The 13,685-nt window shown below is 74.1% G+C and carries 12 protein-coding genes and 1 pseudogene; 10 read left to right on the top strand and 3 right to left on the bottom strand.

Features of this window, described 5'->3' with window-relative positions:
- Window positions 1-70: 70 nt before the first annotated feature.
- On the top strand, window positions 71-1,660 hold the full coding sequence (locus AC2RP6_RS16845) for a cell division protein PerM (protein WP_486446960.1): 1,590 nt from the start codon (window positions 71-73) through the stop codon (window positions 1,658-1,660).
- 198 nt (window positions 1,661-1,858) lie between these two features.
- On the opposite strand, the gene AC2RP6_RS16840 is transcribed toward AC2RP6_RS16845, so the two are convergent.
- Entirely contained in the window at window positions 1,859-2,443 is a 585-nt protein-coding gene (locus AC2RP6_RS16840) for a hypothetical protein (protein ID WP_486446959.1), read from the bottom strand.
- 243 nt (window positions 2,444-2,686) lie between these two features.
- Between AC2RP6_RS16840 and purN the strand changes: the two genes are divergently transcribed.
- Window positions 2,687-3,310 (top strand): phosphoribosylglycinamide formyltransferase, encoded by a 624-nt coding sequence (gene purN, locus AC2RP6_RS16835; protein WP_486446958.1) that lies wholly within the window; start codon window positions 2,687-2,689, stop codon window positions 3,308-3,310.
- Window positions 3,307-4,903, top strand: a pseudogene (purH, locus tag AC2RP6_RS16830) (bifunctional phosphoribosylaminoimidazolecarboxamide formyltransferase/IMP cyclohydrolase). Before purN ends, purH begins: the two are co-directional and overlap by 4 nt.
- A 78-nt stretch (window positions 4,904-4,981) precedes the next feature.
- On the opposite strand, the gene AC2RP6_RS16825 reads toward purH, so the two are convergent.
- Window positions 4,982-5,662 (bottom strand): hypothetical protein, encoded by a 681-nt coding sequence (locus AC2RP6_RS16825; protein WP_486446957.1) that lies wholly within the window; start codon window positions 5,660-5,662, stop codon window positions 4,982-4,984.
- A gap of 245 nt (window positions 5,663-5,907) precedes the next feature.
- On the opposite strand from AC2RP6_RS16825, the gene AC2RP6_RS16820 reads away from it, so the two are divergent.
- The 6 genes from AC2RP6_RS16820 (at window position 5,908) to AC2RP6_RS16795 (ending at window position 11,568) form a co-directional block, all read left to right on the top strand.
- The gene (locus AC2RP6_RS16820; protein ID WP_486446956.1) at window positions 5,908-6,768 is read left to right on the top strand and encodes a bifunctional methylenetetrahydrofolate dehydrogenase/methenyltetrahydrofolate cyclohydrolase; all 861 of its coding nucleotides are present in this window, start codon (window positions 5,908-5,910) and stop codon (window positions 6,766-6,768) included.
- The gene (locus AC2RP6_RS16815) at window positions 6,758-7,189 is read left to right on the top strand and encodes a DUF3017 domain-containing protein (protein WP_486446955.1); all 432 of its coding nucleotides are present in this window, start codon (window positions 6,758-6,760) and stop codon (window positions 7,187-7,189) included. The genes AC2RP6_RS16820 and AC2RP6_RS16815 overlap by 11 nt, the downstream gene beginning before the upstream one ends.
- Window positions 7,190-7,410: 221 nt before the next feature.
- Entirely contained in the window at window positions 7,411-8,400 is a 990-nt protein-coding gene (locus AC2RP6_RS16810; protein WP_486446954.1) for a malate dehydrogenase, read from the top strand.
- Window positions 8,401-8,543: 143 nt separating this feature from the next.
- Entirely contained in the window at window positions 8,544-10,265 is a 1,722-nt protein-coding gene (locus AC2RP6_RS16805) for a hypothetical protein (protein WP_486446953.1), read from the top strand.
- Window positions 10,252-10,635 carry a hypothetical protein gene (locus AC2RP6_RS16800; RefSeq protein ID WP_486446952.1) on the top strand — a complete coding sequence of 128 codons (384 nt, stop codon included), beginning with the start codon at window positions 10,252-10,254 and terminating at the stop codon, window positions 10,633-10,635. Before AC2RP6_RS16805 ends, AC2RP6_RS16800 begins: the two co-directional genes overlap by 14 nt.
- 3 nt (window positions 10,636-10,638) lie before the next feature.
- A complete protein-coding gene (locus AC2RP6_RS16795) occupies window positions 10,639-11,568 on the top strand; it encodes a hypothetical protein (protein WP_486446951.1) in 930 nt (309 codons plus the stop codon).
- A gap of 62 nt (window positions 11,569-11,630) precedes the next feature.
- On the opposite strand, the gene AC2RP6_RS16790 is transcribed toward AC2RP6_RS16795, so the two are convergent.
- Entirely contained in the window at window positions 11,631-12,155 is a 525-nt protein-coding gene (locus AC2RP6_RS16790) for a carboxymuconolactone decarboxylase family protein (RefSeq protein WP_486446950.1), read from the bottom strand.
- Between the two features lie 47 nt (window positions 12,156-12,202).
- On the opposite strand from AC2RP6_RS16790, the gene pdxR reads away from it, so the two are divergent.
- Complete coding sequence (gene pdxR, locus AC2RP6_RS16785) at window positions 12,203-13,600, top strand: MocR-like pyridoxine biosynthesis transcription factor PdxR (RefSeq protein ID WP_486446949.1); 1,398 nt, start codon at window positions 12,203-12,205, stop codon at window positions 13,598-13,600.
- The last annotated feature ends 85 nt before the right edge of the window (window positions 13,601-13,685 follow it).

The raw sequence follows: 13,685 nt of genomic DNA, 5'->3' as shown, positions 1-13,685 counted from the left end.
TATATTGGGCGACACCACGGACATTCGCCTGTTACCCGTCCATAGCGCGTGTCGTTGGCACCATGGCGGGGTGACCCAAGTGACCGAACGCGGGACCCGGTTGCCGACGGCCCCGCGAGCCGGTGTGCGGCGGCGTTCGCCGGCCGCCGCCGCATGCGTGGTGGGCGGCGCCGTGGCGGCCGGACTCGGGCTCGGCTTCCTCGCCGTGCTCGTCATCGTCCTGTGGATCAGCTCCCCCTATCCGGACAGCGGCCCCGGCGGCGCCCTGCACCTGGCCGCCGGGCTGTGGCTGCTCGCCCACGGGACCGAGCTGGTGCGGTACGAGACGCTTTCCGGCGTGCCCGCACCCGTTGGTGTGACACCGCTGCTCCTCGTCGCCCTGCCCGCCCTGCTCATGCGGCGGGCCGCCCGGCTGGGCGGCGCCTCCGAGGAGGACGACGAGGACGTGCTGCCCGCGACGGCCGTGTTCTCGGCCGTGCTCTGCGGCTACCTCTCCGTCGGGGCCCTCGCCACGGTGTACGCCGCCGGGGGCCCGATGCCGGCCGACCCGATCAGTGCCGCGTGGCACGTTCCGCTGGTTGCCGTGCCGGCCGCGGCCGGTGGTGTGTGGGGGGCCAAGGGGCGCCCGCCGGGACCGCTGCCGCACTGGCTGCCGGAGGGCGTACGACGCGGGTTCGTGCGCCCTCGTTACGCGCTGGCGCTGCGGGCGGGCGCGGGCGGGGCCCTGGTGCTCCTGGGCGGCGGAGCGCTGCTCGTCGGGGCCTCGCTCGCCTGGCACGGGGCGCAGGTCCAGGCCTCGTTCCTGTCGCTGACCGGGGTGTGGTCGGGGCGGTTCGCCGTCCTGCTGCTCGCGCTCGCGCTGATCCCGAACGCCATGGTCTGGGGGGCGGCCTACGCCCTCGGTCCCGGCTTCGCCCTCGGCGCCGGGGTGACGGCCACCCCGCTCGGCTCCGGGGGCGCGCCCGCGCTGCCCCGGTTCCCGCTGTTGGAGGCGCTCCCGGCCGCGGGCCCGGGCACCCCGCTGACCTGGGCGGCCGCCGGGGTGCCGGTGGTCGCGGGGCTGGCGGTGGGCTGGTTCTCGGTACGCCGGGCGCGTGAGGTCTCGTACGGGGAGACCGCGCTGACGGCGGCCCTCGGGGCGGTGGTGTGCGGCCTGGCGATGGCCGGGCTGGCGGCGGCCTCGGCGGGGCCGATGGGCTCGCGTCGGCTGATCGAGTTCGGGCCGGTGTGGTGGGCCACGGGAGCGGCGGCCCTCGCGTGGACGCTGGTGCTGGCCGTGCCGGTGGCGGTGGGGGTGCACGCGTGGCGCTACCGGCCGGCGGCCGGTCCGGGGGCGGGGGGCGCGGATGCGGACGAGCCGGTCGGGGGAGGGTGGCACGACAGCGGGGTGCGGGAGCTCCGGTGGGAGCTGATGCGGAAGGCGTCGGGGACGCTGGTGCCGGAGATCGTGCCCGAGCCGGTGGCTCCGCCGGTTGCGCCGGTTGCGCCGGTCGTGCCGGTGGCTTCGCCGGTTCGGCGGGCCGTGACCGTGGTGGCGGGGCTGGATCTGGGGCCGGCCCCGGTGGCGCCTCCTCCGGATGACCCGGGTGCCCCTGCCGAAGCGGCTGTTCCGGACGTGGTCGGGGTGCGGGTGCTGGCTCGGCGGAAGCCGTCCGCGTAGCCCGCGGGCGGGTGCCGGGTGCGGCGCCGTTGCCGGGGGCTCCGCCCCGGACCCCCGCGCCTCACACGCCGGCGGGGCTGAAACACCGGGGCTCAGCCCCGGACCCCCGCGCCTCACACGCCGGCGGGGCTGGAGGGGGCGGCGGGGCTGGAAGACCGGGGGTCGGCCCCGGGCCCCCTCGCCTCGGACGTCGGAGGGTTACTGGCGGACCTTCAGGACCTCGCCGATCACGTTGTTCGGGAGGAGGGTGTTGCACTGGAGTTCCGCCGCGTGGGTGAGGGCGTCGTCGCGGCACACGTAGAAGTCCTTGTACGCGAGCTGCAGCGCGTACGAGCTCATCGCCAGCAGGATCGCCAGTGAGGCGGTGACCAGGCCGCTCACCGCCGCCGTGCGCTGGGGGCGGGCCGCCGGGCCGAGGGCGTCCAGGCCCGTCGGGGCGCCCGGTTCGCCGGTCGCCGCCGCCGGCTTGCCGCGCAGCGCGCTGATGCCCCAGTACAGGGCGAGCGCGCCCAGCAGCAGGCCGACCGAGGGGATCCCGAAGATCCCGAAGAAGAAGCCCCACATGCCCGCCAGCAGCGCGTACCGCGCGCGGCGCTGGATCGGGTCGGTCGGGTCCCAGCGTGCCGGACCCCGCTGGCCGCCCGAGTCCCCCGGCCCGTTCCCGTCGCCGTTCCCGCCGTCGCCTCCGCTGCGCGGCTGCCACGGCTGGTCGGGCCGGCCTTCCGGCGGGGCCGCGAAGGGGTTGTCGTCGGTGGGGGAGTCGGGCTGGCGGCGGTCCGGCATCGGGTGTGTTACTTCCCCTGTGTCGTGGACGTCACGTGGACATCGAGGCGAGGTGGGCCAGTTTGCGGCGTGTAGGCCAGACGCTACCGCCCGGCCGTCCCCCCGTCCCTCGGGGGCCGTCCGGTGTGCCGGTATCGTTGCAGGCGGTCGGCGGCTTCGTATGGTTCCCCGTATATCGGTACCCCGAAGTTTCGTATGACCACACAAAGACGAACGACGCAATTACGTGAGAAAGGGCCTCCCATGGCCGCCTCCCGCCTGGTCGTGCTGGTCTCGGGGTCCGGCACCAACCTCCAGGCCCTGCTCGACGCCATCGACGCCCACCCCGGCGGATCCGAGGGCTTCGGCGCCGAAGTCGTCGCCGTGGGGGCCGACCGTGCGAACATCGCCGGCCTGGAGCGGGCGGAGAAGGCCGGGATCCCCACCTTCGTCTGCCCGGTGAAGGACTACGGGAGCCGCGCCGAGTGGGACGCCGCCCTCACCGCGGCGACCGACGCGCACGCGCCCGACCTGGTCGTGTCCGCCGGTTTCATGAAGATCGTGGGCAAGGAGTTCCTCGACCGCTTCGGCGGCCGGTTCGTCAACACCCACCCCGCCCTCCTCCCCGCCTTCCCCGGAGCCCACGGCGTCCGGGACGCGCTCGCCTACGGCGCGAAGGTCACCGGCTGCACGGTCCACTTCGTGGACGGCGGCGTGGACACGGGTCCGATCATCGCCCAGGGTGTGGTCGAGGTCCGGGACGAGGACGACGAAGCCGCTCTGCACGAGCGCATCAAGGAAGTCGAGCGACAGCTGCTCGTCGACGTCGTGGGGCGCCTGGCCCGGCACGGCTACCGCATTGAGGGACGAAAGGTAACAATCCAGTGACCGCCGCAGACACCGCAGCGAGCAACGACCCGACCACGACCCGGCGGCCGATCCGGCGTGCGCTCATCAGCGTCTACGACAAGACGGGACTGGAAGAGCTGGCCCGCGGCCTGCACGGGGCGGGCGTCGCGCTCGTCTCCACCGGCTCCACCGCCTCGAAGATCGCCGCCGCAGGGGTGCCCGTCACCAAGGTCGAGGAGCTGACCGGCTTCCCCGAGTGCCTCGACGGCCGGGTCAAGACCCTGCACCCCCGCGTGCACGCCGGCATCCTCGCCGACCTGCGCCTGGAGGACCACCGCAACCAGCTCGCCGAGCTGGGCGTCGAGCCCTTCGACCTCGTCGTCGTCAACCTGTACCCGTTCCTGGCCACCGTCCAGTCGGGTGCCACTCCCGACGAGTGCGTCGAGCAGATCGACATCGGCGGCCCCTCGATGGTCCGCGCCGCCGCCAAGAACCACCCGTCGGTGTCCGTGGTCACCAGCCCCGCGCGCTACGCCGACGTCATCGCCGCGGCCCAGGGCGGCGGCTTCGACCTCACCGCGCGCAAGCGGCTGGCGGCCGAGGCCTTCCAGCACACCGCCGCCTACGACGTGGCCGTCGCCTCCTGGTTCACGAACGCGTACGCCCCGGAGGGCGAGGAGGGCGCCCTGCCCGAGTTCCTCGCCGGCGCCTGGGAGCGCAAGTCCACCCTGCGCTACGGCGAGAACCCGCACCAGGCCGCCGCCCTCTACACGGACGGGCAGCCGGGCGGGCTCGCCAACGCCGAGCAGCTGCACGGCAAGGAGATGTCCTTCAACAACTACGTGGACACCGAGGCCGCGCGCCGCGCCGCCCACGACCACGAGGAGCCGTGCGTCGCGATCATCAAGCACGCCAACCCGTGCGGCATCGCGATCGGCGCGGACGTCGCCGCCGCCCACCGCAAGGCGCACGCCTGCGACCCGCTGTCGGCGTTCGGCGGCGTCATCGCCGTCAACCGTCCGGTGACCGTCGAGCTTCGCCGAGCAGGTCGCGGAGATCTTCACCGAGGTCATCGCCGCCCCCGGCTACGAGGACGGCGCGGTCGAGATCCTGGCCAGGAAGAAGAACATCCGCGTCCTGAAGGTCGACGGGACCCCGCACCAGCCGGGCGACCTCAAGCCCATCAGCGGCGGCGCGCTGCTCCAGCAGTCGGACCTGTTCCAGGCCGAGGGCGACGACCCCGCCAACTGGACCCTGGCCACCGGCGACGCGCTGTCCCCGGCCGAGCTCGCCGAGCTGGCCTTCGCGTGGCGGGCCTGCCGGGCCGTCAAGTCGAACGCGATCCTGCTGGCGAAGGACGGCGCCTCGGTCGGCGTCGGCATGGGCCAGGTCAACCGCGTCGACTCGGCCAAGCTCGCCGTCGAGCGGGCCGGCGCCGAGCGCGCGCAGGGTTCGTACGCGGCGTCCGACGCCTTCTTCCCCTTCCCGGACGGGCTGGAGATCCTGACGGCCGCGGGCATCAAGGCCGTGGTCCAGCCCGGCGGTTCGGTCCGTGACGAGCAGGTCGTCGAGGCCGCGCAGAAGGCCGGCGTGACCATGTACTTCACCGGCACCCGGCACTTCTTCCACTGAGTCCGGCCCGCCCCGGCACACGGCGAAGGCCGCGACCCGCAGTGCGGGGCGCGGCCTTCGCCGTGTGCGGAGGGCGGCTCAGTAGCGCGGGCGCTTGAAGTAGTCGCCGGCCTTCGCGAGGCCGATGACGATGGTGAGGCCGAGGGCGAGGGAGACCAGGGCGGGCAGCAGGACGATGGCGGTGGGCCCGCCGCTCGACGAGTGCTCGCTCGCGCCGAGGGCCGCCACGTTGACGAGCAGGCTCAGACCGGCGAAGAAGGTCTGCAGCGAGCCGTAGACGATGCCGGACACGCGCACGCCGTTGCGGCCCTTGCCCATCTTGACCGCCGTCAGGAACGGCCACAGGGCCATGCCGATCAGGACGAGGCCGCCGATGACGAAGCCGACGCTGACGGCCGTCCCCACGTCCTGCGCCGAGGAGCTGGAGGACCCCGAGAAGGCGGAGGCGAAGACGGCGCCGCCGATGATGATCAACAGCCCGGCCAGCGCCTGCAGGCCCCCCAGGATGAAGAGGATGACCCGGGCCGCCTTCGCGCCGCCGGGCATCTCCATGTGGGCGCCCGGGTACCCGCCGGGACCGCCCGGGTAGCCCCCCGGGTAGCCGGCGGGGCCGCCGGGGTAGCCCTGCGGGGCCTGCTGCGGGTAGGCGTAGCCGCCCTGCGGCGGGACGCCCTGGGGGGCCTGCTGCGGGTAGCCGTAACCGGGCTGGCCCTGCGCCGGCTGCTGTCCGTACGGATTGTGCGGGTCGCCGAAACTCATCTGGGGTGTTCCTCCGTGGAAGTGCGGGGACGCACGGCAATGAAGCGCGGAGGAATCCTGCACGGTGCGGTCCGCCCCCCGGCACTGCCCGCGGCACTCAGTCGTTTCATCGTGGTCCGACCGGCGAGGCCTTGTCCAGCGGGTTGGCATACGGACGGTCACTTGTTGTGCAAGTGCAATGAACCCTGAGGTCCCGCGAGCGCCTTGACTGGAACCAGGGCCACCTCATCCGGGAGGATGGGGGCATGACCGCCCAGATTCTCGATGGCAAGGCCACCGCGGCCGCGATCAAGTCCGAACTGACCGCCCGCGTGGCGGCCCTGAAGGCCCGGGGCATCACCCCCGGCCTCGGCACCCTGCTGGTCGGCGACGATCCGGGCAGCCGCTGGTACGTCAACGGCAAGCACAAGGACTGCGCCGAGGTCGGCATCGCCTCCATCCAGCGCGAACTGCCCGCGACGGCCTCCCAGGAGGACATCGAGGAGGTCGTGCGCGAGCTCAACGCCAACCCGCAGTGCACGGGCTACATCGTGCAACTCCCGCTGCCCAAGGGCATCGACACCAACCGGGTCCTGGAGCTGATGGACCCGCTGAAGGACGCCGACGGACTGCACCCGACCTCCCTGGGCCGGCTCGTGCTGAACGAGCCGGGACCGCTGCCCTGCACCCCGTACGGGATCGTCGAACTGCTGCGCCACCACGACGTCGAGATCGACGGGGCGCACGTCGTCGTCCTCGGCCGCGGGATCACCGTCGGGCGGTCCATCGGGCTGCTGCTGACGCGCAAGTCCGAGAACGCCACCGTGACGCTGTGCCACACCGGCACGCGCGACCTCTCCGGGCTGCTGCGCCAGGCGGACATCGTCGTCGCCGCGGCCGGGGTCCCGCACCTGGTCAAGCCCGAGGACGTGAAGCCGGGCGCGGCCGTGCTCGACGTGGGCGTCAGCCGCGACGAGGCCGGGAAGATCGTCGGCGACGTGCACCCCGGTGTCGCCGAGGTCGCCGCGTGGATCTCGCCGAACCCGGGCGGCGTCGGCCCGATGACCCGCGCCCAGCTGCTCGTCAACGTCGTCGAGGCGGCGGAGCGGTCCGGCCGTGAGGGCTGAACCGGGCACCGAGCACGTGAACGGGAGCGGCACGGCCAAGTCCCGCCGCTTCCCCTCCGTCACGCGGGACACGGCCCGCCCCGAGGGCAGCGGCCGCGCCGTCCCCGGCGCCGTGTCCACGCCCGCCCGCCAGTGGCCGATGCTCAGCGTGCTCGCCGCGACCGCGGTGGGGCTGCTGGTCACGGCCCTCGGGCAGGCCCGGTACGGCTGCCTGGTGATCGGCGTGGCCCTGATCGCGGCGTCCGTGCTGCGGCGCGTGCTGCCGTCGGTGGGGATGCTCGCGGTGCGCTCCCGCTTCACGGACATGATCACCTACGGGCTGCTGGGCGTCGCGATCACGCTGCTCGCGCTGGTCATGGAGCCGCAGCCGCTGCTGAAGATCCCGTTCCTGGAGAGCGCGGTCCGCTTCACCGTGCGCTGAGCGCACCGGGTCGGCCGCCGAACAAAGGCCCGGGGACCGGCTGCGCCTTCGAAACGCCGGGGTACGTGTGCCACGCACCACAGGGACCCGGGGGTTGGGCCGCGCCCGGGTCGGATAGCCTGACCGCGGATGTCTCTTCACGTCAAGATTTACAGGGGAGCGGCGTCCTCCAGCACATGGGGCAGGGACGCCCCACCGCCAGCTGTCTAACGGAGAAGGCCATGACCCGCACTCCTGTGAATGTCACCGTCACCGGCGCCGCCGGCCAGATCGGCTACGCGCTGCTCTTCCGTATCGCGTCCGGTCACCTGCTCGGCGCCGACGTGCCGGTCAAGCTCCGCCTCCTGGAGATCCCCCAGGGCATGAAGGCCGCCGAGGGCACCGCCATGGAGCTCGACGACTGCGCCTTCCCGCTGCTCGCCGGCATCGACATCTTCGACGACCCGAACAAGGGCTTCGAGGGTGCCAACGTCGCGCTGCTCGTGGGCGCCCGCCCGCGCACCAAGGGCATGGAGCGCGGCGACCTGCTCGCCGCCAACGGCGGCATCTTCAAGCCGCAGGGCCAGGCCATCAACGCGCACGCCGCGGACGACATCAAGGTCCTCGTCGTGGGCAACCCGGCCAACACCAACGCGCTCATCGCGCAGGCCGCCGCCCCGGACGTACCGGCCGAGCGCTTCACCGCGATGACCCGCCTGGACCACAACCGCGCGATCTCGCAGCTGGCCGCCAAGACCGGTGCCGCCGTCTCCGACATCAAGCGCCTGACGATCTGGGGCAACCACTCGGCGACCCAGTACCCGGACATCTTCCACGCGGAGATCGCCGGCAAGAACGCCGCCGAGGTCGTGAACGACCAGGCGTGGCTCGCCGACACCTTCATCCCGACCGTTGCCAAGCGCGGCGCCGCGATCATCGACGCCCGTGGCGCGTCGTCCGCCGCCTCGGCCGCAAACGCCGCCATCGACCACGTGCACACCTGGGTCAACGGCACCGCCGAGGGCGACTGGACCTCGATGGGCATCCCGTCGGACGGCTCCTACGGCGTTCCGGAGGGTCTGATCTCCTCCTTCCCCGTCACCTGCAAGGACGGCGCGTACGAGATCGTCCAGGGCCTGGACGTCAACGAGTTCTCCCGCTCCCGCATCGACGCCTCCGTCCAGGAGCTGTCGGAGGAGCGCGACGCCGTCCGCGAACTCGGCCTGATCTGATCCTTCGCTCCTCACCGAGGAGCACGGACCCCTTCGCCACCTCGGCGAGGAGCACGCACCGCGGCGCCCCGGCCCCCATGGGCCGGGGCGCTTTGGCGTGATTGCGCCTGTCGGAAGTTGTAAGGGAAATCTAAGGTCGGTCGGTGACCGAGAGCCCGATTCCCCGCCAATACACCGGCGCCCCACAGGACGAACCCCGCACCGGCCGTCCCCCCGTCGACCCGGCGGTCAGCGAGGCCGGCCGCTTCCTGTGCGCGGGCACCTACCTCGACGCCGGGTACCGCGACCGCGTCATCGAGGAGCTGTACGTCCACGAGGAGCGCATCGTCGCGCCCTCCTACGGCTTCGACGCCTCGCGCGTCCTCGCCCACGCCCTGCGCGCCCGCCGCGCCGAACTCGGCTGGGCCGTCGGCATACTCGGTGCCTGGTTCGTGGGATCCCTCCTGACCGGCGGCGCCCTCGTGGTGCTGCTCCTGCCGTTCCTGATGCTGAGCCTCGCCGGCTGGCTCAGGGCCCGGTCCGGGCTGCTGCCGCGCCTGCTGGGCCTCGTCGTGCGGATCTACGCCTGGTGGAACCTGGCCGTCATCGTGATCCTGGTCCTCGGGATCTGGCTGGCGCTCCTCGGTGCCTTCGGCGACGAGGACGAAGGCCCCGTCGGCCTCGGCCTGCTGCTCTTCTCCGAGGGCGTCGGCGGTCCCGCGGCCGGCTTCGTCCTCGGATGGATCCCGGCGGTCTTCGCCGCCGTCGTCACCGTCGTCGGTCTCCAGCGCGGCCACGTCGCCCGGACCATCGCCAACGACCTCAACCGGGACCGGTACGCCCACCGCTCCGCGGACCCCGCGGAAGCGGAGCAGGGCGTACGGTTCGCCCGCGTCCGGCAGCGCATCCTGCACGAGCAGCACGCGCCGATGATCATGTACGACATCAACGACCCATTTCTCGGCGCCGGCGAGGCGTACCACCCCTGGCAGGTGTCCTTCGAGCTGCGCGCCCGCGAGGACCTCGAAGCCGGTCGGAAGCCGGAGCCGCTCACCAACGCCCGCATCGTGGAGCGGATCGTGCCGATGCTGGAGCAGCTGCGCGTGCCGTCGCAGCACGGGTCCCCGCAGGCCGAGGCCGACGTACTGGACCGCCTGCGCGAACTGGTCGTCGACAGCTGCGTGTTCCTGCCCGGCGGCGGACTGGACCACCGCGACGAGGGCCCGCACCTGCGCGCCGACTTCGAGGCGCACCGGGCCGCCGCCGTCGAGGAGGGCGGCGAGCGCCGCCGGTACTTCCTGCGCGTCCGGGTCGGCGGCTGGGACGAGAACCTCGTCGTCACCGTGTTCGTACGGGTCCACACCCAGGGCGGGATGATGATGGTCGAGGTGGCGCCGCACGTCCTGCTGCCCGTCCACGTCGCCTTCCACAACGCGGACGCCGACGCCCACCGCTACCTGAACAACAGCCGCTTCGGTAAGGCCGTCTGGGCCCTGCGGCACACGCCCGCCTCCTTCCCGGCGGCCCTCGTCACCCTGGGCCGCGGCATCGCCAGCTGGTGGCGGATCGCCACCGCCGGCAACGGCGGGGCCCGCCCCGAGGGGCCGCGGGCCTCGGTGCGCGAACTCGCCGCGCAGGACAACGGATCGCTCTTCCACCTGATGGACCTCGACCGGTACCTGAAGACCATTCAGGACCGGATCGTCGCCGGCATTACCGTGGTCCTGGACGAAGCCGGCTGGCACACCGAGGCGTTCGCGCGGCGCGCCGACGTCTACGTCGGCGCCGGCGGGACCTACATCGGCGCGATGCACGACAGCGCCGCCAGCTTCGGCGGCAGCGGGAACCACAACAGCACACACAGGGGGAGCCATGGCAGCAAGTGACGGAGGAGCACAGGAGCCCGCCGTGCGGATCGGCAGCGTCCACGGCAGCGCGTTCAGCATCGGCGGCTCCGGCAACACCAACAGCGTCCACCAGGGCGGTACGGGAGCGGACGCGCCCGGCGCGGCGGAGCTGCTGGAGGCGGTGCTCGCCCTGCGCGAGGCCCTCGTCCGGGAGGCGCCGCGGGGCGCCGAACGGACCGCGCTCGACGCCGAACTGGACGGGGTCGCCGAGCAGCTGGAGGGCGCCGAGGAGATCCGGCCCGGCCTGGTCACCCGGCTGCGCGGGGCGCTGGAGCGGTGGGCGCCGCTGGTGGAGACGGTGAGCGCGGCCACTGCCCTGGGCAGCCTGCTCGGCGCGCTGGGAGGCTGATCCGTGGCTCCGGCACAGCCGCCGACCGGCCCCCGCCGCTGGGACGCCCGGGCGCAGCGCTGGGTGGCCGACCAGGCTCCGGCCGGTCCGCCGACGGGGACCCCGGCCGCCCCGGCGCCGGTCCCCGGTCCGGGCCTGCCGCCGCTTCCCCCGCAGCCGCCGACCCCGCCCGCGCCCACGCCCCCGTACGGGCCGCCACCCGTGCCGCCGCAGCAGCACGGCCCGGGCGCCGGGGCCGGCGGGAGGCCGGGCGGCCGTTGGCTGACCCCGGCGACGGCGGGCATCGCGGTCGCCTCCGTGGCGATCGGCGCGGCAGCCGTCTGGTTCGTGGCCCGGGACACGGGCGACGCCGACCGCGCGGGCGAGAAGAACGGCACGGTGACCTCGGGTGCGCCGACGGAATCCGGCGGGGGCCCGCCCACGGCCACCGGCGCCCCGACCACCGCCGCACCGATCGGGACGCCCACCCCGGGCCCCACCGGCACCGGGGCGGGCGGGGCAGCCCACGAGACCAGGCGCGACCCGGCGGGCTTCACCGTCGCCGTGCCCGCGGGCTGGGCGCGCGAGGAGGTCAAGGAAGGCGTCTTCTACCGCTCGGCCGACCGGACCGCGCTGATCCAGGTGTTCCGGGTGTCGGAGCCGGAACTCAGCCCGCTCCAGGCGGTCCGGCAGGCCTCCACCTACCTGCGGGGCGGCACCCGGGGGTACGAGGAGATCAGCGTCGGCCCGGTGTCCGGCGGCGCCGACGCGGCGGAGCTCGTCTACCAGTACGACAGCGAGGAGTCGCGCGGCGTGCGGCGCGGGGTCGAACGGGTCTTCCTCGCGGCGGACGGCAGCAAATGGGCGCTGCTCACCGCGGGCCCGGTCGCCGAGTGGCCGCTCACGCAGGAGCACCACGCGGCGGCCGTGGCGGCGTTCCGCCCGACGGGCTGACGGCCGCGGCCGGCCGGCGGGCCCGGCGGGCCCCGCCGGCCCCGCCGGCCCCGCCGGGCCGGTCAGGCCTTGTACGCGCCCGGCTTGTAGTGGCCCGGCACCATGCGCGTGGTGACGGCGATGCGGTTCCACACGTTGATCGTCGCGATGACGGCGATCAGCTGGGCCAGCTCCTGCTCCTCGAAGTGCGCCGCGGCCTTCGCGTACACCTCGTCGGGCACGAAGCCGTCCGTCAGCACCGTGACGGCCTCGGTGAACTCGATCGCGGCGAGCTCCTTCTCGGTGTAGAAGTGCCGCGACTCCTCCCAGGCGCCCAGTTGGACGATCCGCTCGACGCTCTCACCGGCGGCGATCGCGTCCTTGGTGTGCATGTCGAGGCAGAAGGCGCAGTGGTTGAGCTGGGAGGCGCGGATCTTGACGAGCTCGACCAGGGACGGCTCCAGGCCCTTGCGGGCGGCGAGCTCCAGGGCCAGGACGGCCTTGTAGACCTCGGGCGTGAGCTTCGCCATGTGCATGCGCGGGGTGTGCTCGGGCGCGAGGTCGTGGGTGTGCGCGTGGGTCTGCGGGTTCTCCGCGGTGGTCGTCATGTGTTCCACCGTAGGAGCGGGGCGGCCCGCCGGTATGGTCCATTTTCATGACGGATCCTTGGGCCACTTTCGGAGCCGACCTGCACCTGGACCTCTCCGCAGGGCAGGGTCTGCGGGCCGGGCTCACCGATGCGCTGCGGGAGGCCGCGCGCGGCGGGCGGCTGGCGCCCGGCACGCGGCTGCCGTCCTCCCGGACCCTCGCGGCCGACCTGGGCATCGCGCGGAACACGGTCGCCGAGGCGTACGCCGAGCTGGTCGCGGAGGGCTGGCTCACCGCCCGCCAGGGCTCCGGCACCCGGGTCGCGCAGCGGGCCCGCCCGCGCCGGGCGGCGGCGGCCGCCCCCGTACGGCGCCCCGCGCGCGGCGGGCCGGCGTACAGCCTGGTCCCCGGCACGCCGGACCTGGGCGGCTTCCCGCGTGGGGCCTGGCTGTCGGCGGCCCGGCGGGCGCTGACCGCCGCCCCGAACGAGGCCTTCGGCTACGCCACCGACCCGCGCGGCCGCGTCGAGCTGCGGCAGGCGCTGGCGGGCTACCTGGCGCGGGCGCGCGGTGTGTACGCGGACCCGGACCGGATCGTCCTGTGCTCCGGGTTCCTGCACGGGCTGAAGCTGCTCGCGGCGGTGCTGCGGGCGCGGCGGGTGCGGGAGGTCGCGGTGGAGGGGTACGGCCTGGACTTCCACCGGGACGTGCTGGTGGGGGCGGGGCTGCGGACCAGTCCGCTCGGGGTGGACGACGAGGGCGCCCGTACGGGCGAGCTGACGGCGGCGGCGGGTGCGGTACTGCTGACCCCGGCCCACCAGTTCCCGACGGGCGCCGCGCTGACCCCGGCCCGCCGGGCGGCCGCCGTCGACTGGGCCCGGACCACCGGCGGGCTGATCCTGGAGGACGACTACGACGGCGAGTTCCGCTACGACCGGCAGCCGGTGGGGGCCCTGCAGGGGCTGGACCCGGACCGGGTGGTGTACCTCGGCACGGCCAGCAAGTCCCTCGCTCCGGGGCTGCGGATCGGCTGGATGGTCGTCCCGCCGGGCCTGCTGGAGGAGGTCACCGAGGCGAAGGGCCACACCGACTGGACCTCCAGCGCGCCGGACCAGCTGACGCTGGCGGAGTTCATCGCCTCGGGGGCGTACGACCGGCACGTGCGCGGGATGCGGCTGCGCTACCGGCGGCGGCGGGACGAACTGGTGGCGGCGGTGGCCGGGAGGGTCACAGGTGTCTCGGGGATCGCGGCGGGCCTGCACGCGGTGCTGGACCTCCCTGCGGGCACGGAGCGGTCGGTGCTGCAGTCCGCGGCCTGGTACGACCTGGCCCTGCACGGCCTGTCCGCCTTCCGCCACCCGCAGGCCGAGGCCGTGCCGCGGGACGCGCTGGTCGTCGGCTACGGGACCCCGTCGGACAGCGCCTGGTCACCGACCCTTGCGGCGCTCGCCGCCTCGCTGCCCTGACCCTGCGGGGTGCCGCGCCGTTGCGGGGGCGTCGCCCCCGGACGCCCGCGCCCCACAGGCCGGCGGGGCCGGAACAGGGCCCCGC

It is taken from the genome of Streptomyces sp. WAC03905, from assembly GCF_057371075.1.
Note: the sequence above shows the minus strand (reverse complement) of the source record. Positions and strands in the feature narration are given on the sequence as shown.